The following is a 21,196-nucleotide window of genomic DNA, read 5'->3' on the forward strand; positions in this document are numbered from 1 at the left end:
ACCTGCGAACCCGGCCGTTTCCGTCTTCACGTCGAGAGTCCGGCTGGGCGGATGGCCTGAATACACTGAGCGCTTGCCGTAGACTTGCGGGCGTCTCTCTCACCTCCGGAAAGGTGCACTGTGCCGTCGAAACGCCGCATCCGCTGGGCTGTTCTCCCCGTCGGGATCGCAACGGCCGTCGTCCTCGCCGGGTGCACCCCGACAGAGCTGAACGGCTTCCTGCCGGGCTTCCAGGAAGACGGTTCGCAGGCCACGAACCACACCGCGATGGTGTCGGGTCTGTGGGTCAACTCCTGGATCGTCCTGCTCGCGGTCGGCGTGATCACGTGGGGTCTGATCCTCTTCGCCGCGTTCGCGTACCGGCGTCGCAAGGGGCAGTCCGGCCTTCCGGTGCAGCTCCGCTACAACATGCCGATCGAGATCTTCTACACGATCGTGCCGCTCATCCTCGTCATCGGGTTCTTCGCCTTCACCGCGCGTGACCAGACGATCCTCGAGACGCAGACCGAGAACCCCGACGTGTCGATCACGGCCATCGGGAAGCAGTGGGCCTGGGACTTCCAGTACAACGGCGAGGACGCCGACAACGAGGACGCCGTGTGGACCATGGGCGTCCAGGCCGTCCCGACCGCCAGCGGCGACGTCGACCAGGCGGCCCTGCCGACCCTGTACCTCCCGGTCAACAAGACGGTGAAGATCAACCTCCAGTCGCGCGACGTGATCCACTCGTTCTGGATCATCGACTTCCTGTACAAGAAGGACATGTACATCGGGCGCGAGAACTACTGGTCCTTCACGCCGACCCGCGAGGGCACCTACGCCGGCAAGTGCGCCGAGCTCTGCGGCGAGTTCCACTCGGCGATGCTCTTCAACGTGAAGGTCGTCAGCGAGTCGGAGTACGACGACTACCTGGCGTCGCTCCGCGCCGCGGGAAACACCGGAGACATCTCACAGGCCTACAGCCGGCTCGGCAACCTGCCCGGCACCGGGGCCACGAACAGCGAAGAAGGTAAGTGATGGCGACGACGCTTCCGCTTCAGGAGAAGTCCTCCGGGCGTCCGTTGACCCTGCCCCCTCGTCAGGCGGCGCTGCTGACCTCGACGCGGGTCGAGGACAAGGGAAACCTGATCGTCAAGTGGATCACCTCCACTGACCACAAGACCATCGGCTACATGTACCTGATCGCCTCGGTGATCTTCTTCATGCTCGGTGGCGTCATGGCGCTGATCATCCGCGCCGAGCTCTTCGAGCCCGGCATGCAGGTCGTGCCGACCAAGGAGCAGTACAACCAGCTGTTCACGATGCACGGCACGATCATGCTGCTGATGTTCGCGACGCCGTTGTTCGCCGGCTTCGCCAACGTGATCATGCCGCTGCAGATCGGGGCGCCCGACGTCGCGTTCCCGCGCCTCAACGCCTTCGCCTTCTGGCTGTTGCTCTTCGGCTCCACCATCGCCGTCTCCGGCTTCCTCACCCCGCAGGGCGCGGCCGCCTTTGGCTGGTTCGCCTATCAGCCCTTGGCAGGCGCGAGCTTCTCACCGGGCGCAGGTGGGAACCTGTGGATGCTGGGCCTCGGCATGAGCGGTTTCGGCACGATCCTCGGCGCCGTGAACTTCATCACCACGATCATCACCATGCGCGCTCCGGGCATGACGATGTGGCGCATGCCGATCTTCACGTGGAACACGCTGATCACCAGCATCCTCGTGCTCATGGCCTTCCCGGTGCTCGCCGCCGCGATCCTGGCCGCTGCGGCCGACCGCGTGCTCGGCGCCCACATCTACGACCCCGCGAACGGCGGCGTCCTGCTGTGGCAGCACCTGTTCTGGTTCTTCGGGCACCCCGAGGTGTACATCATCGCCCTGCCGTTCTTCGGCATCGTGTCGGAGATCTTCCCGGTGTTCAGCCGCAAGCCGATCTTCGGATACAAGACGCTCGTCTACGCCACGATCGCGATCGCCGCCCTGTCGGTGGCCGTGTGGGCGCACCACATGTACGTGACCGGTGCGGTCCTGCTGCCGTTCTTCGCGCTCATGACGATGCTCATCGCCGTTCCGACGGGTGTGAAGATCTTCAACTGGGTCGGCACCATGTGGCGAGGCTCCGTGACGTTCGAGACGCCGATGGTCTGGTCGATCGGCTTCCTCATCACCTTCGTGTTCGGTGGTCTCACGGGCATCATCCTCGCCTCGCCGCCGCTGGACTTCCACCTGTCCGACTCGTACTTCGTCGTGGCCCACTTCCACTACGTGGTGTTCGGCACGGTCGTGTTCGCGATGTTCGCCGGCTTCTACTTCTGGTGGCCGAAGTTCACCGGTCGCATGCTCAACGAGCGTCTCGGCATGGTGCACTTCTGGATGCTGTTCATCGGCTTCCACATGACCTTCCTCGTGCAGCACTGGCTGGGCGTCGACGGCATGGTGCGCCGCTATGCGGACTACTCCGCGGCCGACGGCTTCACCTGGCAGAACCAGCTGTCGACGATCGGCTCCATCATCCTGGGCGCGTCGATGATCCCGTTCCTGTTCAACGTCTGGGTCACCGCCCGCAAGGCTCCCAAGGTGACGGTCAACGACCCGTGGGGCTACGGCGCTTCGCTCGAGTGGGCCACCTCCTGCCCGCCGCCGCGTCACAACTTCACGTCGATCCCGCGCATCCGCAGCGAGCGTCCCGCGTTCGACCTGAACCACCCCGAGGCCGGCGTGCCGGTGGGCGTGGGACCGGCGAAGGACGCTCCCGACGCCCCGGTGGCCGACCTCGCCGAAGGAAAGGTGAAGTAAGTGCGCACCAATGTGGCTCTCTGGTGGATCCTGACCGGCTTCTTCTTCCTGGTCTTCGTCGCCTACACGGTGTGGAACATCATCGCTCACCCGCAGCCGGAATGGTGGCACGGGATCGAGTGGGTGGGCAGTGTCGCACTGCTGTTCACGGCACTCATGGGATCGCTCATCGCCTTCTACGTGCAGCGCGTGCACGCCGCACAGGGCGGCGAGCTCCCCGCCGACATCCTCACCGCCGACATCGATGACGGCGACCCCGAGCTGGGTGAGTTCAGCCCCTGGTCGTGGTGGCCCATCATCCTCGCGTTCTCGGCTGCCATCGGCATGATCGGTCTCGCGGTCGGCACGTGGATGTTCCCGATCGGCCTCGGCATCTTCGCCGTCGCCATCGTGGGCTGGGTGTACGAGTACTACCGCGGATACTTCGCGCGCTGATCGTATGAGGCTCACCGGAGCCTCCGTCTCGGAGGTCGGACCCCGACGCTCGGTGAACCAGGATGCCGCCTTCACGGCATCCTGGGGAGCCGCCGTCGCCGACGGTGTCGGCGGTGGACCTGCCGGCGACCTCGCCTCCGCTGCGCTCGTGCACCGACTCGTCGCAGGCGTGCAGCGCGAGATCGGCGAGGAGCGGCTGCACACCCGCATCCGCCTGGCGAACTGGGACCTGCGGGCGCACACGGCCCGTGACAGCGCCCTGGCTGGCATGGCGACCACGCTGACGGGCGTCTTCGTCGACGTGGAGCCCGGGCGTCTGCTCCTCGCGCATGTCGGCGACTCGCGCGCCTACCGCCTTCGTGCGGGCGACTGCCGCAGGATGACGCGCGACGACTCCTACGTCCAGGAGCTCGTCGACCGCGGCATCGTCATGCCGGAGAACGCCTGGACGCATCCCCGGCGGAACATCATCACCGCGTCCTACAGCGGCAACGAACGGGACATCGTCCGCATCGAGCCCCACGACGCCCAGGAGGGCGACCGCTGGCTCCTGTGCAGCGACGGCGTGACCGACTACGTGCCGGAGGTCCTCGTGGCCGACGTGCTCCGCTCAGCGGCGTCTCCGGCCGATGCCGCGGCCGAGCTGGTGCGCCTGGCGGATGACGCGGGCTCCGCCGACAACATCACGGCGGTCGTCGTCGACGTGCAGTCCGGGGACACTCTGAGCGATCGTGCGCAGTTCACGGGAGCGGCATCCGCCCGCTTCTGCGAGGAGCCCGACGACCTCGGTCGCACCGCCTAGGCGGACCCCGTCGGCGACAGTCCGTCGGCGCGGGAGCGTGCCCGTCAGCGCACCAGTGCGACGAGTCGGTCGCGCATGCGGGGGAGGGTGCCGTCGTCATCCTCGGTGGGATAGCCCTCCCGTGCCCAATACTCGAAGCCGCCGATCATCTCGCGCACCGAGTAGCCCGCCTGTGTGAACGCGAGTGCTCCCTTGGCGCCGGCGTTGCACCCCGGACTCCAGCAGTAGACCACGACGGGCATGTCGAGGGGGATGTCGTGGGCTGCCCGCTCCGCAATCGTCCCGTAGGGGATGTGGACCGCACCGGGGATGCGTCCCTGGGCCCAGGCCTCGGCGCCGCGCACGTCGACGAGGAGGAACCGCTCACCGGCCTTCTGCGCCTCGTACACGTCCGATGGATCGGTCTCGCAGGCGAGCTTGGCGGCGAAGTACGCGGCGGCGGCGTCCGCGGTCGCGGTCGGCGCAGAGGTGCTGGTCGGGAGATCAGTGGTCATGACGTCAGCGTATGGTCGCCGACCGCACTCACTGCTGCCTCGGAGCGCCACACTGCGCAGGATTCCTGCCGGGTCCCGACCTGCCGTTGGAGTCCGCCGCGCCGCTGGGTTCCGCCCCGCAGCCGGGTTTGGCCTGCCGGCCACGCTCACGCCCGAAGTGCCTCGGGTACGGAGACGCGAACGCCCGGGTGGTCATCCACCCGGGCGTTCGCGTTGTTCGAGGCCGTGGCCTCAGGACTTCTTCTTGCCGTCCTTGTCATCGGGGATGATGACGTTCGACGGGCGGACGGCGGTCTCGGAGGAGTGGCCGTCGTCGATCGGCTTCAGCGGAGCGTCGGGGACGCCGGCGCGTGCGTGGGCACCCTGCAGCTCTTCGGCCTCGTCGTGCGCGATGTGCTCCAGCTCGTGGTGCTGGTGGGCCACCGCGGCGTCGAGCTCGCCCTGCGTGAGGGGCGTGAGGCGATCCTCGAAGAACCACCGCGACAGCGAGGCGCGGATGTTCTCATGCCAGGGGATCTGGCCACGCGAGTTCGGACGCACCACGAGGGGCTCGTTCGTCTCGAAGCCGATCAGACGCCAGCGCTCGTACTCGTCGACGGGCTGGTGCACCTCGATGTACTCGCCGCCGGGGAGGCGGACGATGCGACCGGACTCGTACCCGTGCAGGGCGATCTCGCGGTCCTTCTTCTGCAGGGCGAGGCACATGCGCTTGGCGACGAAGTACGCGACCACCGGTCCGACGAACAGCAGGGCCTGCAGAGTGTGGATGACACCCTCCATGGTCAGCTGGAAGTGCGTGGCGATGATGTCGGACGATGCCGCAGCCCACAGTACGGCGTAGAACGTGACGCCGGCGGCGCCGATGGCCGTGCGGGTGGCCGCCTGGCGGGGACGCTGCGCGATGTGGTGCTCGCGCTTGTCACCCGTGATCCACGCCTCGATGAAGGGATAGATCATCACGAGCACGATGAACAGCCCGAGGCCGGCCAGCGGGATGATGATGTTCCACGACCAGGTGTTGTTGAACAGCACCGTCTCGAGGTGCGGCGGCACCAGTCGGAGCGCACCGTCCGCGAAGCCGATGTACCAGTCGGGCTGGGTTCCGGCGGACACGGGGGAGGGGTCGTACGGCCCATAGTTCCAGATCGGGTTGATCGTGAACAGCGACGCGACCAGGACGATCACACCGAACGTGATGAAGAAGAAGCCGCCCATCTTCGACGCGTAGACCGGCAGGATCGGGTAGCCCACGACGTTGTCGTTGCGACGGGCGGGACCGGCGAACTGCGTGTGCTTGTTGATGATCATGAGCATCAGGTGCAGCGCGAGCAGAGCAACCAGGATCGCGGGCAGCAGCAGGATGTGCAGCGTGTAGAGGCGGCCGACGATCTGGTCACCCGGGAATTCTCCGCCGAACAGCAGGAAGGAGATCCAGGTGCCGATCAGCGGGATGCCCTTGACCATGCCGTCGATGATGCGGAGGCCGTTGCCGGACAGCAGGTCGTCGGGGAGCGAGTAGCCGGTGAAGCCCTCTGCCATCGCAAGGATGAACAGGATGAAGCCGATCACCCAGTTGACCTCGCGGGGCTTGCGGAATGCTCCGGTGAAGAAGATGCGGAGCATGTGCACGCCGATGCCGGCGACGAAGACGAGCGCGGCCCAGTGGTGGATCTGACGGACCAGCAGGCCGCCGCGGATGTCGAACGACAGTCGCAGCGAGGAGTCCAGTGCGGCCGACATCTCGACGCCGCGCATCGGGATGTACGCACCGCTGTAGTGGGTCGGCACCATCGACGCCTGGAAGAAGAACGTCAGGAACGTGCCCGACAGCAGGACGGCGACGAAGCTCCACAGCGCGATCTCGCCGAGCATGAAGGACCAGTGGTCGGGGAAAATCTTCCGACCGAGCTCCTTGACGATGCCCGACATGCTCGTGCGCTCGTCGAGGTAGTTCGCCGCGCCTGCGACGAAGCGGCCGCCGAGCGGCTTGTCGGTGGAACGCGCGTCAGGGAGCGCAGGCTCCGTGGTCACGTTCTCCGTGGGGTGAGTCGAGGTGCTCAATGCCGCTCCCAGAAGCTCGGGCCGACGGGTTCGAGGAAGTCGCTCTTGGCGACGAGGTACCCGTCTGCGTCGATGGTGATGGGCAGCTGCGGCAGCGGACGCGCCGCCGGGCCGAAGATGACCGCCGCGCCGTTCGCCACGTCGAACTGAGACTGGTGGCAGGGGCACAGCAGGTGGTGGGTCTGCTGCTCGTACAGAGCCACGGGGCATCCGACGTGCGTGCAGACCTTGGAGTAGGCGACGATGCCCTGGTAGGACCAGTCAGCCTTCTCAGGTGCTTCGTTGAGGTCTTCGGGGAGGAGGCGCATCAGCAGGACGATGGCCTTGGCCTTCTCCTCCAGGTAGCCCTCCTCATGGGTGAGCGAAGCCAGCTCCTCGGGGATGACGTGCACGGCGGAGCCGAGCGTCACGTCGGCCGCGCGGATGCGCTCGCCCGACGGGTCGTGCGTGAGGTAGGCGCCCTCGGTCCACATGGTCTGGCTGAGCAGCGGCACCGGCTGGCCGGCGATGGGGTTGGCTGCCGTGTTCTGCGGAGCGAGCCCGCGGAAGAGCGTGACGCCGGGGATGATCGAGGCCGCGAGGGCCGCGAACAGCGAGTTGCGGATCATCACGCGACGTCCGAAGCCGGACTCCTTGTCGGCGATCTCAAAGACGGCCACAGCCGCCTCGCGGGTGCTGTCCTTGCCGCGGGTGGCGTGACGGGGCTCGATGTACTCCTTGTCGGACATCACCGCCTTCGACCAGTGGATGGCGCCGAGGCCGAGCGCCAGGAGCGCCGTTCCGATGCCGAGACCGATGAAGAGGTTGTTGCTGCGGATGTCGACGATCCGCCCGCTCTCGATCGGGAAGATCATGTAGGCGGCGACCGCCCAGATGCTGGCCGCGACCGAGAGGTAGAACAGCGTGTAGACCGTGCGGACGGCGCGCTTCATGACCGCCGGGTCCTTGTCCGTCGCACGCTCGCGGTGCGGCGGAAGCTCAGGGGGCTGCACCGGATCGATGACCGCGACGGTGAGCCCCGGAGAGGGCTTCCAGGAAGGCCTCTCGTGCTCGAGCGCGTCGACTTCGTGTGCCATGGTGCTCCTCGTCAATCCGTGCGTATCGCGTCAGGGAAGATCAATTGGATTTCGCCGTGACCCAGACGGTCAGTGCGATGAGGGTGCCGATGCCGAAGATCCAGATGAAGAGACCTTCGGAGACCGGTCCGAGGGAGCCGAGGTCGAATCCGCCGGGGGACTCGTTCTGCTGCAGGTAGACCAGGTAGGAGATGACGTCGCGCTTCTCCTCCGGGGTCAGGTTCATGTCATTGAAGACCGGCATGTTCTGCGGGCCCGTGACCATGGCGGCGTACATGTTGAGCGGTGACACCGTGTGGAGGTTCGGGGCGTACTTGCCCTCGGTGAGTGCTCCACCGGCGCCGGCGACGTTGTGGCACATGGCGCAGTTGATGCGGAACAGCTCGGCACCGTGCGCCGAGTCGCCCTGTCCATCGAGGACCTCGGCCGCCGGGAAGGTCGGGCCGGGGGCCGTGGACTGGACGTAGGCCGCGATCGCCGCGACCTGGTCCTCGGTGAACTGCGGCGGCTTCTGCGGTGCCTGCGGCCCGCTCTGCTGGAGGGGCATGCGTCCGGTGCTGACCTGGAAGTGGACAGACAGCTCGCCGACGCCGTAGAGCGACGGGCCGTTCTCGGAACCCTGCAGGTTCAGGCCGTGGCACGTGGCGCAGTTCGCCTGGAAGAGCTTCTGGCCGTCCTCGACGGTGAGCGCGCTGGCGGCCGCCGGCTCGGTGGTCGACGCCATGGCTGCCGACGCTCCGGCGTAGATGCCGCCCGTGAGGAGCAGGCCGATGCCGATCAGCGCCGCGGCAGCCCAGGGGCTCCGGCGACCGGTCGGACGATGCTTCTTCTCGCGTGCCATTCGGGCAGCTCCGCTCATTTCAGGAAGTAGATGACGAGGAACAGGGCGATCCAGACCACGTCGACGAAGTGCCAGTAATACGACACGACGATCGAGGTGGTCATCTCCTTGCGGCCGAAGTTCTTCACCGCGTACGCCCGGCCGATGACCAGGAGGAAGGCGATGAGACCGCCGGTCACATGGAGGGCGTGGAAGCCCGTCGTGATGTAGAACGCCGAGGCGTACGAGTTGGCGCTGATGGGCATGCCCTCGGCGACCAGCTGCGCGTACTCCCACACCTGGCCGGAGACGAAGATGGCGCCCAGGGCAAAGGTGAGGAAGAACCACTCGACCATGCCCCAGCGCTGGAAGAACGACTTCGACTTCACCGTGTACGGCTGGAAGCGCTCGGCGGCGAAGACGCCCATCTGGCACGTCACGGAGGAGAGCACCAGGATGATGGTGTTCACGGTGGCGTAAGGGACGTTGAGGAGCTCGGTCTCCTGCGCCCAGAGCTCGGGCGAGGTGCTGCGAAGGGTGAAGTAGATCGCGAAGAGCCCCGCGAAGAACATCACCTCGCTGCCGAGCCACACGATGGTCCCGACAGCGACCGGATCTGGCCGCTTGACGGAGCGCATCGCCTGGGAATAGGCCGCTGTTGTGGTCGTCACAATCCCCATTATGACTCAGGTGGAGAGGGTGGCTTCCATCCCCGGACAACGATTTAGCTTCACGTCGGCCTAGTTCGGCCTCGGACTGCGCTGGGAGTCCGCTTCGAGTGCTCACTGCGCCGCTTGTGCGTCGGCTGAGCACCGCGCGGCCGGTCGCGCTGTGCTCTCCGCACTACGATCGGGAGGCATGGCGGACCTTCACACCTGGCCGGACATCCTCACCGATCTGCTCTCGGGCCGCGACCTCAGCGTGTCCGAGTCGACGTGGGCGATGCGTCAGGTGATGCGGGGCTCTGCCAGCCCGTCTCAGCTCGCGGGCTTCCTGGTCGCGCTGCGGGCCAAGGGCGAGACGGTCGATGAGATCGTCGGCTTCCGCGATGCGATCCTCGAGGCGGCGCTGCCGCTCCGCGTGGACGCCAACGTGCTCGACATCGTCGGCACCGGCGGCGACCGCTTCGGCACGGTGAACGTCTCCACGATGGCGGCGGTGGTGGCCGCGGCATCCGGGATCCCCGTCGTCAAGCACGGCAACAAGGCTGCGAGCTCCTCGTCCGGTGCCTCTGACGTGCTGGCTGCTCTCGGTCTCGACCTCACGCTGTCGCCCGAGGCCGTCGCCGAGGTGCTCGCGCGCACCGGCATCACGTTCGCCTTCGCCTCGGCCTTCCACCCCGGCTTCCGTCACGCGGGGCCCACGCGGTCCGAGCTCGGCGTGCCGACGGTGTTCAACATCCTCGGGCCCCTGTGCAACCCGGCGCGCGCCGAGGCGAATGCGGTGGGCGTGGCGCACCTCGACCGCGTGCCGCTCATCACGGGCGTGTTCCGCACCCGCGGTGCGACGGCGCTCGTGTTCCGCGGCGACGACGGGCTCGACGAGCTGACGACGACCGGTCACAGCCGCCTGTGGGAGGTCAGCCGCGGCGACATCCACGAGCACGACCTCGACCCCCGCGACCTCGGCATCCGCCTGGCCGACATCGACGAGCTCCTCGGCGGCGAGCCCGCTCACAACGCCGCGATCGTGCGACGGATGCTGGAGGGGGAGAGCGGCGCGGTTCGCGACATCGTGCTCCTCAACGCCGCCGCCGGCATCGTCGCCTACCGGCTGTCGCAGGATGCCGCGCAGGTGCAGCGTCCGATCCTGGAGCGGCTGGCGGAGGCGCAGGATGCTGCAGCCGCGGCCGTCGACGGCGGCGCGGCCGTCGCGAAGCTCGACGAGTGGGTGCGGGTGAGCGCCGAGCTCGCCGGCGCGTCGGTCTGACCGGCTGCGGACATGGACCCCCGGGAGGCGCTGGACGAGATCGCGACGCTGCTCGAGCGCGAGCGATCCTCGCGGTACAAGTCGAAGGCGTTCCGCGCGGCGTCCGATGCGATCAGCGGCCTCAGCGACGCGGAGGTCCGCGACGCGGCCTCGCTCCGGCGCCGGAAGGGCATCGGCGACTCGACCTTCGCCGTCATCCAGGAGGCCCTGGCCGGGAAGACTCCCGCCTACCTCGAGGACCTGCGCGAGCGGGCGGGCGCGCAGCGCGCGTCGCAGCTGCGGAAGAAGCTGCGCGGTGACCTCCACTCCCACAGCGAGTGGTCGGACGGCCTCACCTCGATCGAGCTGATGGTCGACGCGGGCCGAGCTCTCGGGCACGAGTACCTCGCGCTCACCGACCACTCCCCGCGGCTGCGCGTCGCCAACGGCCTCTCGCCCGAGCGGCTGCGCGCGCAGCTGACGGTCGTGGCCGGCATGAGCGGCGACGGCTTCACCCTGCTGTCGGGCATCGAGGTCGACATCCTCGAGGACGGCGCCCTCGACCAGGAGCCCGATCTGCTGCGCGAGCTCGACGTCGTCGTGGCCTCGGCCCACTCGAAGCTGCGCATGGAGCGCGCTCCGATGACACGGCGACTGGTCGCCGCCGTCTCGAGCGGCCGGATGGATGTGCTCGGCCACGTGACGGGACGGCTGGTGGAGGGCTCGCGCGGCACGCGGCCCCCGTCGACGTTCGACGCGAAGGCGGTGTTCGCCGCGTGCGCTCAGCACGACGTCGCGGTGGAGATCAACTCGCGGCCGGAGCGACAGGATCCGCCCGACGACCTCATCGCCATCGCCCTGCGCGAGGGATGTCTCTTCTCCATCGACTCCGACGCGCACGCGCCCGGGCAGCTGTCGCTGATCGACTACGGCGCCGAGCGGGCCGAGAAGGCCGGCGTGCCCGTCGACAGGGTCATCACGACGTGGCCGCTGGAGCGCCTGCGCGAATGGACCGGCCGGCGGCGCTGAGCGCCTCGCGCGCCGAGCCGGCGTGTGCCGATCGGGAGGAGATGCGCCGATCCGGCGTGTGCCGATCGGGAGGAGATGTGCCGATCCGGCGTGTGCAGATCGGGAGGAGATGTGCCGATCCGGCGTGTGCAGATCGGGAGGAGATGTGCCGATCCGGCGTGTGCAGATCGGGAGGAGATGCGCCGTCACCGTGGGCTCAGGCGGCGCCGGCCTTGTCGATCGCGGCGACGATGCGGTCCATCGCGGAACCGAGACCGCGGCGCTCGGCCAGGGCCGCAGCATCCTGTCGCTCGGTGTCGCCGAGGGCACGCAGGCGCGCATCCACCTCGGGAAGGGCCAGGTCGCGGACGACCGCGACCACGGTGGGGGCGACCTCGAGGTAGTCCGAAGCCGCCGCGATCTTCGAGCGGACCCCCGCCGACATCGCCCCACCGGCCTCGGCCGCAGCGATGATCCCGGCGAGATCGCCGTGCGCGGCGAGCAGGGTGGCGGCGGTCTTCTCTCCGACGCCCGCGACCCCGGGCAGTCCGTCGGAGGCGTCACCGCGCAGGGTGGCGTAGTCGGCGTACTGCGACGGCAGCACGCCGTACTTCTTCACGACGACCGCGTCGGTCACCACCTCGAGATTGCTCATACCCCGCGCGGTATAGATGACACGCACGTCCCGGTCGTCATTGACGAGCTGGAAGAGGTCGCGGTCGCCGGTGATGACGTCGACGGGAAGAGCCGAGGTCGTGGCGAGCGTGCCGATGACGTCGTCCGCCTCGTGCTCCGCGGCGCCGACGATCGGGATGCCGACAGCGGCCAGCGCCTCGCGGATGACCGGCACCTGCACCTCGAGAGGGTCGGGCACGACCTCCACGTCGGGGCCGACCTCGATGACCTCGGCGACCCGATGGGTCTTGTAGGTCGGGATGAGGTCGACGCGCCACTGCGGTCGCCAGTCGTCGTCCCAGCAGGCCACGAGGTGGGTCGGCTCGTAGAGCGTGATCAGCTTGGTGATGATGTCGAGGAAGCCGCGCACCGCGTTCACCGGTGACCCGTCAGGCGCCTTGACCGTGTCGGGAACGCCGTAGAACGCGCGGAAGTACAGCGACGCGGAATCAAGGAGCATCAGTCGGTCGGCCACCCGGCCAGTCTGGCAGGGTACGCAGACGCTGCTCTAGCAGCCCGGGCCGCGCGGGTTCTCCAGACAGGTCTTGTCGACCAGCGCCGTGCGCACCTCGACGATCCGCACGTCATAGCCTGACGTGGTGGCCTCGACGAAGCCCGCGACGGGGCGCCAGCGTCCGGTGCCGAAGTCGACGGCGGCGCTGTAGAGCACCGTTACGCCTACCGTGTAGGTGCCGCGCTCGCCGTAGGCGTGACTGGTCGGCGTGGCCGTGAAGTCGGCCTGGCCGAGCTGTGCCCAGGTCGCTCCGCCGGTGTCGGTCGCACGTGTCGTGCCGTCGCCGTACGAGAAGCGGTATCCGGCGGGCGTGAAGCGCACGGTCACGTCGTACTCGAACAGCCGGCCGGCGATGTCCTGAGCGGATGCCGCGGCGACCACGTTCGTCGCCATGCCCACGATGCCGACACCGTCCGGTTCGCCGACCAGGCTCGGACGCGCCGGCACGAACGACGCGAGGTCAGCGATCGTCACGTCGGGCAGACCTACGACCTCGTAGTTGCCGCGGCAGAACTCCGTCGGGGAGGGGATGCACTGCGGAGTCACGGCCGGCCCGGTCCCGTCGTCTTCCGCCCCGCCGCCGCCCCCACCACCGGCGTCGGACTCGTCTCCCCGCCCGCCCGAGCCGTCATCGCCCGGGTCGGTGACGCTTCCGCCGATGTCCACGCTCGACCCGTTGTTGGAGATGGTGCAGTTGTGTGTATATGTGCCCGCCTGGCAACTTCCATCAGCGAAAGCCGCGGCTGCATCAATAGCCACGAAAGCTGCAGCAATCGACAGGGTCAGGATCAGCTTGCGGAACACGTTGGTTCACCTTTCCGCCCGTCAATTGCTGAAAGCTTGAAGCCCGTCGGAGAGCTCGGGCTCGGGGTCATCAAAGTGGCTATCGACTGGACGGGTAGGCGATCTGGACTGACGACTGAGTTGCCATCTCGATCCACAACCTCGATATCTGCAACGCGAAGACAGATGGCTAATTGAAGAGCACCGTTATCACCGGGCTCCAAGATCGCGATTGAATCGATCGAGGCGTCACCCGACTGTGTCCAGCCGTCCGCATGCATCTGGGAGTAGCTCTCACGGACAGCGGCGTTCAGATCACCAGACGTCCAGCTATACATTGGCTCGAACGTGGCCGGGTCGCTCAGATCCACCTGATTGAGCGCGTCGACATAGTTGCGGTAGGTCTGCTCGGCCGCGGCGAACGCCTCGTCCTCCGTCGCGAACGACGGCGTGCTGACGACCGGCGCGGGCTCGCCCGTGCAGCCGCTCAGCAGCGCCGCGGCGAGAGCCGACGCGGCGACGATGACGGACAGACGGGAGCGCACGCCCCCACCGTAATCCCGCCTCACGCCGTCGCGAGGAGTTATCCACATGGGGAGGAGCGGGGCCGCAGCATCCGGTGTTCGAACCAGGCTCCGAGCCATTCCTCTGTGGTTCCTGTAGATCCTGCGCGCATCCCGCCCACGGCATACGACCACACGTAGTCTGGGCCATCAGCGATCGGCACTCGCCGTTGGCTTCCATCTCCGGACTTGCACCGCGAGTTTGCCAACCGATCGGGTACCCCATCGCTTCTGTCGCTGCTGTCACCTACCCTGACGCCCGTCTCGGACCCGTGCGCTCCACCCGCGCGGGGAATGACACCTTCCCGCACCTGACCCACGCGTACACCGAGGTGTCGCAACTCGTGCGGGAGACCGGCCTCCTCGGTCGTCGCCAGGGCTTCTACGCGATCGTCGGCGGCGTGCTGGCCCTCGCGTTCGGTGGGGCCGTCACCGGCTTCATCCTGCTGGGCGACAGCTGGTTCCAGCTGCTCATCGCCGCGGCGCTGGGCATCCTGTTCACGCAGGCCGCGTTCCTGGCCCACGAGGCGGCGCACAAGCAGATCCTCGCCTCCGGTCCCGCGAACGAGAAGCTCGGACGCTTCCTCGCCGCCGGCGTCGTGGGAATCAGCCTCGGCTGGTGGAACTCGAAGCACACCCGCCACCACGCCAACCCGAACCGGGTCGGCAAGGATCCCGACATCGAGGTCGACACGATCCGCTTCCTCGAGGAGGATGCCGCGAAGACGCCGCTCCTCATGGGGTTCATCGTCCGCCGTCAGGGCTGGCTGTTCTTCCCGCTGCTCACGCTCGAGGGCCTGAACCTGCACTTCCTGGGCATCAAGCACCTCATGAGCCGCGGACCCGTCAAGGGCCGCTGGACGGAGCTGTCGCTCATCGCCGTGCACTTCGCCGTCATCCTGGTGCCTGTGTTCCTCCTGCTGCCGCTCGGAATGGCGTTCGCCTTCATCGGCGTCATGCTCGCCGTCTTCGGCGTCTACATGGGCGCCTCGTTCGCCCCCAACCACAAGGGCATGCCCGTCATCGACGCCGGCGCGAAGCTCGACTTCTTCACCAAGCAGGTGCGCACCTCCCGCAACATCAGCGGCGGATGGTGGGCGACCATCCTCATGGGCGGCCTGAACTACCAGGTCGAGCACCACCTGTTCCCGAACATGCCGCGGCCGCACCTGGCCCGCGCGAGCGAGATCGTGCGTGAGCACTGCGCGACCCTGGGCGTGCCGTACACCGAGACGACCGTGCTGCAGTCGTACCGCATCGTCATCGAGTACCTGAACCGCGTCGGCCTGGCCGCGCGCGACCCGTTCGACTGCTACATCGTCGAGCGCTTCCGTAAGGTCTGAGACAACACGACAGAAGCGCCGGCGCACATCATGTGCGCCGGCGCTTCTCTCGTCTTCATCCGGAGACGAAGCAAGAGGTCGCCCCGCTGATGCGGGACGACCTCTTGTCGTTCAGAGCGCGAGGCTCAAGACGAGGTGGTTCAGAGCGGACGGATGTTCTCCGCCTGCAGGCCCTTGGGGCCCTGTGCCACGTCGAACTCGACCTGCTGGTTCTCCTCCAGGTTGCGGAAGCCACCGGTCGAGGCGATCGCGCTGTAGTGCGCGAACACGTCGGGGGTGCCGTCGGACGGGGCGATGAAGCCGTAGCCCTTTTCGGAGTTGAACCACTTGACGGTTCCAGTTGCCATGATGTCTTCTTTCTTCAGGTGTTCGGCACGGCTTATGCGGTGCCCAGATGACCACGCCGTGCAAGGTGTGGACAGGGGATCGGCGAAAGGCCGAAGAGGAGGGACGTCACCGCAGCGGCGGTAGACGTGGGGCCCGCGCGAAAGGGCGGGCAGGACGCCAAGAGAGGCGTTCGGGAAGTCGGGATCGTTCTACTCTCGCTCCGGGCCGAGGGCTTCCGGAGGGTTCTTCTCAGGCGGCTGAGCCGTCTACGGGATGATCGCGGCCGAGGTCGGCATCACAGATCCAGAAGCGCGAACGCTGACCCGACCTGTGGATCACGATTCAGCCTACACGGGTCTGCCGCGCGCGGACCACCCGCGACATGAAGCGTCATCCTCCGTTCACCGTGGCGACGCTGTCACGGGGGCCGAGAATCACCGGCGACGGATGCTGCGCACCCCGGTGGTCGCGGGAGGCTCCTCCTGCTCGCCCAGCGCCTCGTGCACGCGGCGCAGGTCCACGAGCAGCGAGCCGACGAGCATCCAGTGGCGGCGCGACGGCGCGGACACGTTGAGGGGCGCGGTCAGTGCCGCAGGCTCGTCGGCCGGAACGACGGGCTCCTCGCGCGGCAGCGTCCGCGAGAGCTCGCGCCGCGCATCGTGCGCCGCCCGCCGGAGCTGTTCGGCGATGGCGCGCACGGCCGGCTCCTCGCTGATGCCGTCGTCGTACAGGTCGGCGACCGCCCGCGTCATCCCGATGACCTGCGTCACGATCGGTCCGAATCGGTCCAGCAGCGCGGCGAGGTCGGCGAGCTCCTGGCGGTGCCCGCGGCCGCGGGGGTTGAGTGCCAGCGACTCTTCGCTCGTCGCGATGGCCGCCTCCGCGGCATCCCGCATCGGACGCATGAGCCGCGCCTCGATGAGGAGTCCCTGCAGCTCGGCCGGCGTTCGGGCGGTGTCGAGCGCATCCGCGAGTCGCTCGAGCGACGACGCGATCTCCTCGAGCAGACGGTCGACGGCCTCGCGCGCGGGCCGCATCGCGACGGGCGGTACGAGCGCGATGTTCACGAGGATGCCGATGACGGCGCCGATCACCGTCTCCAGGATGCGGTCCACGGCGTATCCGGGGGTGGCGGCCGCGAGCGCCAGCACGAGCATCGCGCTGATGGCGACCTGGTTCGTCGTGCCCGAGGTCATCCGCAGCGCCCAGGCGATGAGCAGCGCGGAGACGATCGCCAGGAGGACGATCGGCGTGCCGCCGCCGAGGAACACGCCCAGGAGGGTGGCGATGAGCACGCCGATGATGACGCCGACGCTGCGCTCGATCGCCTTGCCGAAGGACTGGTTGAGGCTCGGCTGCACCACCAGGAGCGCCGCGATCGCCGCGAAGACCGGCGGCGGTCCCTGCACCGCCCACCCGGCGACGAGCCAGGCGGCGACCGCGGCCAGCCCCGACTTCGCCACGAGCAGGAACGGCGTCCGCTGGGGTGCGCGGAGGGAGACGGGGATGCGCATGCCTCCCACGGTAGGCCTGGGGGAGCGAGCCCGGCGACGCGATGTCGCCGGGCTGACGCACACTGGTGTCATGGCGGACTCCCGGGATGCGACGGACGAGATCGCCCGCGCGCTGGCAGACCGCCGACGCGCCCTCGAAGCGGAGCTCGGCATCACCGGCGAGCGCCTCGGCGACATCCGTGCAGCCCGGGCCGACACGGTCGCCGATGACGAGCACGACCCGGAGGGTCCGACGCTGGCGGCCGAGTGGTCGCGCGCGGAGGGGCAGCGGGCCGACACCCTCAGCGAGCTCGCCGACCTGGAGGCTGCCGAGGCGCGTCTCGCCGCCGGCACCTACGGCGTCTGCGAGGGGTGCGGGCGCAGCATCCCTCCCGCCCGTCTCGCCGTCCGTCCCGCGGCTCGACGCTGCGTCGCCTGCGCTGAGGGGGCCGGGCGATGACGAGGTCGCGGGAGGTCGTCGCGTGACGAAGGCGCGAGACGGCGGACTGTGTCCGTGCGGAAGCGGCATCGCCTATGACGGATGCTGCGCCCCCGCCCATCGCGGGGAGCCGCCCGCGACGGCCGAGGCGCTGATGCGCAGCCGGTATTCCGCCTTCGTCCGCGGCGACAGCGCGTATCTGCGCGACACCTGGCATCCCGGAACGCGCCCGGACGTGCTGGACGTGGACGACGGGACGCGCTGGCAGGGCCTCGAGATCCTGTCGGCCGAGGGCGGCTCCGGCGACCGCCGGGGGAGGGTGGAGTTCCGTGCGCGCTGGCGCGACGGCGCGAAGAGCGGCGTGCTGCACGAGCGCAGCCGGTTCGTGTTCCAGAGCGGCCGCTGGTGGTACCTCGACGGCGTCGTGGACTAGTCCAGACAGCCCGCCCGCGCAAGCGCAGGCACCCTGAGGGCATCCGGAGTGCCGGCCGCGCTAGCGTCGGAGCATGACCACTCAGCAGGAGAAAGCACAGACCCTCGCCGCTCTGCACGCCGCCCCGGAGATCCTTCGCGTCGTGAACGTCTGGGACGCCGTCTCGGCCTCGGCCGTCGCCGCGCTGCCCGGCACGAAGGCGCTCGCCACCGCCGGACACTCGATCGCCGCGAGCCACGGCTACGCCGACGGCGAGCAGATCCCCCTCGACCTCATGATCGCCGCGATCCAGCGCATCACCGCCGTGACGGACCTTCCCGTGTCCACCGACCTGGATGCCGGGTTCGGCGACGCCGGCGAGACCACCCGCCGCGCCATCGGAGCGGGCTCGGTGGGAGCGAACGTCGAAGACCGGCTGAAGCCGCTCTCCGAGGCCGTCGCGGCCGTGGAGGCCATCGTGCGTGCCGGCGAGGCCGAGGGCGTCCCGTTCGTGCTCAACGCCCGCACCGACGCCTTCGTCCGCGGCGGCGACCGCCCCGCGGCCGAGTCCGTCGCCGACGCGATCGAGCGCGGACGCGCATACCTCGACGCCGGCGCTGATCTGGTCTTCGTGCCCGGCGTCCTCGACGCCGATGTGACGCGGCAGCTCGTCGAGGGCATCGGCCATCGCAAGGTCAGCGTCATCGGGCTGCCCGGCGCGCTCACCGCCGCGGAGTACGAGGCGCTGGGCGTCGCGCGCATCTCCTATGGGCCCATGACCCAGCGTGTGGCGCTGACGGCGCTGCAGGATCTGGCCACCGATCTCTACGCCGACGGTGTGATCCCGGCCTCCACGCGCCCGCTCAACTGACACGGTGCGCCCGGCCGTGCGATCCGCCGGCCGGGCGCAACCCCGTGGTGACGGGGGGCGGGATCACGCAGACTCGTCTCATGACTGACGAAGATCGCATGTCCCCTCGCACCCTCATCATCGGCGGCCACGGCAAGGTCGCCCTCCTCCTCGAACCGCTCCTGGCCGACCGCGGCGAGACGGTGACCGCCGTCATCCGCAATCCGGAGCACCGCGCCGACGTCGAAGAGACCGGCGCTCAGGCCGTCGTCGCCGACGTCGAGTCGCTCGACCTCGAGCAGCTGACGAATCTCCTCAGCGGGAACGACGCGGTCGTCTGGACCGCGGGTGCCGGTGGGGGGTCGCCCGAGCGGACGTACGCCGTCGACCGCGACGCCGCGATCCGGGCGATGGATGCCGCCCAGGATGCCGGAGTCGGCCGCTTCGTCATGGTCTCGTACTTCGGTGCCGGGCCCGATCACGGGGTTCCCGAGGACGACGACTTCTTCGCCTACGCGGAGGCGAAGACGCAGGCGGACGAGCACCTGCAGGCGAGCGGTCTGGGCTGGACGGTGCTCCGTCCCAGCGCCCTCACCCTCGACCCGCCGACGGGGCGCATCGACGCATCCGCCGAAAAGGCCGGCTCGGTGCCCCGCGGAGACGTGGCCGCCGTCATCGCCGCGGTGCTGGCCGATGCCTCCAGCATCCGCCGCGTCATCTCGTTCAACAGCGGCGACACCGTCATCGCGGACGCGATCAGGAGCTGAACCGAACGGGCGTCAGGGCCGCGGGGGCGTCGTGTCGTCCCCGGGCTCGTCGCCCGTCTCGTCGTCCCGCACGGCGTCGCCCTGCTCCTCGTCGGCGTCGGCCGGCTCCGCACGCGTCTCGGCGGCGACGGCTCGACTCAGCGCGTCGAGCTCCTCCTCGAAGGACCGGTCGGCGCTCCCGGCGGTGAGCACCGGCTCCGCCGCGAGGGTGAGGTCGATGAGGCCTGCCAGCAGACCGCCCATGGTGGGGGAGCGCAGCAGCCGCAGCTGGTCGAGGTCGCCGAGAGGGGCGATGGCGGCGAGCTGCCAGCTCGACTCGACGGGATCCTCGGAGAGCTCCACGTCGGCGGGCCACGACGTCTCCGAGTACTCGGCGGCGCGGGCGAGTACTCGGCGCACCGTGCGCTCCGCCTCGGCCCGCAGGGGCGTCAGCGCCTCGTTCCAGGTCAGATCGGGCACGGGCCGCACCTTCGCCCGCGGATACGGGTCGTCGGGCAGCCACTCCTCGACCTCGAACCGCTCGGCGCCGCGGGCCACGACGTGCACATCCGTCGCGCCCGCCGCGACGTGCGTGAGCCGCGCGAACGTGCCGATGCCGAAGCGGTGATCGCCGCCGCCCGCCTCGAAGCCGCGCTCGATCAGGACGACGCCGAAAGCCGGCTCCGCGTCGTCCAGCACCGTGCCGAGCATGATCCGGTAACGCTCTTCGAAGATGCGCAGCGGCAGGGGCATGTAGGGGAACAGCACCGAGCCCAGCGGGAACATCGCGGTGGCGGCATCCATGGACCCAGTCTGGAGGAGATCCGCGTCACAGGGTCCGATTCGCTTCGATGTCGAGTATTCCGCGACGGCCGGTCGTCCGCGGCCCCGAGGCGGTGCGGCCGGTCGACAATGGAGAGGTGAAGAGACCCTCGCCCGCGCCGCTCGCCCCCGGTCAGGAATCCGTCTGGGACTACCCCCGTCCGCCGGCCGTCGACCGCGTCGACCGACGCGTCGTCGTCGTCTTCGGCGGTGTGACCGTCGTCGACACCCGAGACGTCGTCCGGGTGCGCGAGACCAGCCACCCGCCGGTGTACTACCTGAAGATCTCCGACTTCGCGCCCGAGTCGCTCGTCGAGGCGGCAGGCTCCTCGTGGTGCGAGTTCAAGGGGCGCGCCGCCTACTTCGACCTCGTCGCCGGCGGCCGGAGGGCGGACGGCGTCGGATGGACCTACCCGGAGCCGGCACGGGGATATGGGCTGCTCGACGGACGGGTCGCGCTGTACGCCGGGCCGATGGACGCCGTCACCATCGACGGCGAGACGGTCATCCCGCAGCCGGGAGGCTTCTACGGCGGATGGATCACGCACGAGGTCGCCGGACCGTTCAAGGGCGGGCCGGGATCGTCGGGCTGGTGAGGATGCCGGGAACAACCGAGTCCGGAGCGGCGTTCTGATATCCTGAAGTGTCCACCACGTGACCCTCGTCGGTCACGGACTCGGACATCGCACCACAGACAACCCGCTTCGCCTCGGCGTGGCGCTGCGTCCACCTTCCCCACAGTCCGGTCCTTCCGGGCGCCGCCGCGGTCTGAGACCGTGCGGGGATCGGAGATGCGGCGCGGCATCCGTGGCCTGAGACCCCAACCCAACAAGGACAACCCACTA

The 21,196-nt window shown here is 68.8% G+C and carries 23 protein-coding genes; 12 read left to right on the plus strand and 11 right to left on the minus strand.

The genetic code is table 11. The features are described from left to right. Positions 1–120: 120 nt before the first annotated feature. Genes ctaC through CVS47_RS05935 form a run of 4 tightly spaced genes read left to right on the plus strand, consistent with a single transcriptional unit; the run spans position 121 to position 4,017 of the window. Entirely contained in the window at positions 121–1,017 is an 897-nt protein-coding gene (gene ctaC, locus CVS47_RS05920) for an aa3-type cytochrome oxidase subunit II (RefSeq protein WP_127095264.1), read from the plus strand. Beyond that, positions 1,017–2,780, plus strand: a complete 1,764-nt coding sequence (gene ctaD / locus CVS47_RS05925; RefSeq protein WP_127095265.1) for an aa3-type cytochrome oxidase subunit I — start codon at positions 1,017–1,019, stop codon at positions 2,778–2,780. The genes ctaC and ctaD overlap by 1 nt, the downstream gene beginning before the upstream one ends. Then, the gene (gene ctaF / locus CVS47_RS05930) at positions 2,781–3,215 is read left to right on the plus strand and encodes an aa3-type cytochrome oxidase subunit IV (RefSeq protein ID WP_127095266.1); all 435 of its coding nucleotides are present in this window, start codon (positions 2,781–2,783) and stop codon (positions 3,213–3,215) included. 4 nt (positions 3,216–3,219) lie between these two features. After that, positions 3,220–4,017 carry a PP2C family protein-serine/threonine phosphatase gene (locus CVS47_RS05935; protein ID WP_127095267.1) on the plus strand — a complete coding sequence of 266 codons (798 nt, stop codon included), beginning with the start codon at positions 3,220–3,222 and terminating at the stop codon, positions 4,015–4,017. Positions 4,018–4,061: 44 nt separating this feature from the next. On the opposite strand, the gene CVS47_RS05940 is transcribed toward CVS47_RS05935, so the two are convergent. The 5 genes from CVS47_RS05940 to ctaE all read right to left on the minus strand — a co-directional run bounded on the left by CVS47_RS05940 (position 4,062) and on the right by ctaE (position 9,148). After that, positions 4,062–4,511, minus strand: a complete 450-nt coding sequence (locus CVS47_RS05940; RefSeq protein ID WP_127095268.1) for a rhodanese-like domain-containing protein — start codon at positions 4,509–4,511, stop codon at positions 4,062–4,064. 231 nt (positions 4,512–4,742) lie between these two features. Further along, the gene (gene qcrB, locus CVS47_RS05945) at positions 4,743–6,542 is read right to left on the minus strand and encodes a cytochrome bc1 complex cytochrome b subunit (RefSeq protein WP_127095269.1); all 1,800 of its coding nucleotides are present in this window, start codon (positions 6,540–6,542) and stop codon (positions 4,743–4,745) included. 26 nt (positions 6,543–6,568) lie between these two features. Next, positions 6,569–7,648: a cytochrome bc1 complex Rieske iron-sulfur subunit gene (gene qcrA, locus CVS47_RS05950; protein ID WP_127095270.1), complete on the minus strand. Its 1,080-nt coding sequence runs from the start codon at positions 7,646–7,648 to the stop codon at positions 6,569–6,571. A gap of 40 nt (positions 7,649–7,688) precedes the next feature. Then, positions 7,689–8,489, minus strand: coding sequence for a cytochrome bc1 complex diheme cytochrome c subunit (gene qcrC / locus CVS47_RS05955; protein WP_127095271.1), 801 nt, complete (start codon positions 8,487–8,489; stop codon positions 7,689–7,691). Between the two features lie 14 nt (positions 8,490–8,503). Then, on the minus strand, positions 8,504–9,148 hold the full coding sequence (gene ctaE / locus CVS47_RS05960; protein WP_127095272.1) for an aa3-type cytochrome oxidase subunit III: 645 nt from the start codon (positions 9,146–9,148) through the stop codon (positions 8,504–8,506). A 178-nt stretch (positions 9,149–9,326) separates the two neighbouring features. On the opposite strand from ctaE, the gene trpD reads away from it, so the two are divergent. Beyond that, positions 9,327–10,397, plus strand: coding sequence for an anthranilate phosphoribosyltransferase (trpD, locus tag CVS47_RS05965; RefSeq protein ID WP_127095273.1), 1,071 nt, complete (start codon positions 9,327–9,329; stop codon positions 10,395–10,397). 12 nt (positions 10,398–10,409) lie between these two features. Continuing rightward, positions 10,410–11,405: a PHP domain-containing protein gene (locus CVS47_RS05970; RefSeq protein ID WP_127095274.1), complete on the plus strand. Its 996-nt coding sequence runs from the start codon at positions 10,410–10,412 to the stop codon at positions 11,403–11,405. Between the two features lie 196 nt (positions 11,406–11,601). On the opposite strand, the gene CVS47_RS05975 is transcribed toward CVS47_RS05970, so the two are convergent. The 3 genes from CVS47_RS05975 to CVS47_RS05985 are packed head-to-tail and all read right to left on the minus strand — an operon-like array spanning position 11,602 to position 13,901. Further along, on the minus strand, positions 11,602–12,519 hold the full coding sequence (locus tag CVS47_RS05975) for a 5'-3' exonuclease (RefSeq protein ID WP_420899340.1): 918 nt from the start codon (positions 12,517–12,519) through the stop codon (positions 11,602–11,604). A 48-nt stretch (positions 12,520–12,567) separates the two neighbouring features. Further along, the gene (locus CVS47_RS05980) at positions 12,568–13,377 is read right to left on the minus strand and encodes a hypothetical protein (RefSeq protein WP_127095276.1); all 810 of its coding nucleotides are present in this window, start codon (positions 13,375–13,377) and stop codon (positions 12,568–12,570) included. Beyond that, positions 13,362–13,901 (minus strand): hypothetical protein, encoded by a 540-nt coding sequence (locus CVS47_RS05985; protein ID WP_127095277.1) that lies wholly within the window; start codon positions 13,899–13,901, stop codon positions 13,362–13,364. The genes CVS47_RS05980 and CVS47_RS05985 overlap by 16 nt, the downstream gene beginning before the upstream one ends. 290 nt (positions 13,902–14,191) lie before the next feature. Here CVS47_RS05985 and CVS47_RS05990 point away from each other — a divergent pair, with 290 nt between their 5' ends. Beyond that, complete coding sequence (locus tag CVS47_RS05990) at positions 14,192–15,262, plus strand: fatty acid desaturase family protein (protein WP_127095278.1); 1,071 nt, start codon at positions 14,192–14,194, stop codon at positions 15,260–15,262. A 140-nt stretch (positions 15,263–15,402) separates the two neighbouring features. Here the strand turns inward: CVS47_RS05990 and CVS47_RS05995 are convergent, their stop codons facing one another. Together CVS47_RS05995 and CVS47_RS06000 are read right to left on the minus strand one after the other, a co-directional pair. Further along, positions 15,403–15,609, minus strand: a complete 207-nt coding sequence (locus tag CVS47_RS05995; RefSeq protein WP_127095279.1) for a cold-shock protein — start codon at positions 15,607–15,609, stop codon at positions 15,403–15,405. Between the two features lie 414 nt (positions 15,610–16,023). Then, entirely contained in the window at positions 16,024–17,103 is a 1,080-nt protein-coding gene (locus tag CVS47_RS06000; RefSeq protein ID WP_127095280.1) for an FUSC family protein, read from the minus strand. A 70-nt stretch (positions 17,104–17,173) separates the two neighbouring features. On the opposite strand from CVS47_RS06000, the gene CVS47_RS06005 reads away from it, so the two are divergent. From CVS47_RS06005 to CVS47_RS06020, 4 genes are all read left to right on the plus strand, one after another. Further along, positions 17,174–17,542, plus strand: a complete 369-nt coding sequence (locus CVS47_RS06005) for a TraR/DksA family transcriptional regulator (RefSeq protein ID WP_127095281.1) — start codon at positions 17,174–17,176, stop codon at positions 17,540–17,542. Positions 17,543–17,564: 22 nt separating this feature from the next. After that, on the plus strand, positions 17,565–17,954 hold the full coding sequence (locus CVS47_RS06010; RefSeq protein WP_127095282.1) for a YchJ family protein: 390 nt from the start codon (positions 17,565–17,567) through the stop codon (positions 17,952–17,954). Positions 17,955–18,027: 73 nt separating this feature from the next. Continuing rightward, a complete protein-coding gene (locus CVS47_RS06015; RefSeq protein WP_127095283.1) occupies positions 18,028–18,804 on the plus strand; it encodes an isocitrate lyase/PEP mutase family protein in 777 nt (258 codons plus the stop codon). Between the two features lie 80 nt (positions 18,805–18,884). Then, positions 18,885–19,550 carry an SDR family oxidoreductase gene (locus CVS47_RS06020; RefSeq protein ID WP_241240291.1) on the plus strand — a complete coding sequence of 222 codons (666 nt, stop codon included), beginning with the start codon at positions 18,885–18,887 and terminating at the stop codon, positions 19,548–19,550. A 12-nt stretch (positions 19,551–19,562) separates the two neighbouring features. On the opposite strand, the gene CVS47_RS06025 is transcribed toward CVS47_RS06020, so the two are convergent. Further along, entirely contained in the window at positions 19,563–20,333 is a 771-nt protein-coding gene (locus CVS47_RS06025; protein WP_127095284.1) for an LON peptidase substrate-binding domain-containing protein, read from the minus strand. Positions 20,334–20,449: 116 nt separating this feature from the next. Here CVS47_RS06025 and CVS47_RS06030 point away from each other — a divergent pair, with 116 nt between their 5' ends. Beyond that, positions 20,450–20,947 carry a DUF427 domain-containing protein gene (locus CVS47_RS06030; RefSeq protein WP_241240292.1) on the plus strand — a complete coding sequence of 166 codons (498 nt, stop codon included), beginning with the start codon at positions 20,450–20,452 and terminating at the stop codon, positions 20,945–20,947. Positions 20,948–21,196: the final 249 nt, after the last annotated feature.

Origin of the sequence: Microbacterium lemovicicum, assembly GCF_003991875.1 — a bacterium.
Taxonomy (GTDB): domain Bacteria; phylum Actinomycetota; class Actinomycetes; order Actinomycetales; family Microbacteriaceae; genus Microbacterium; species Microbacterium lemovicicum.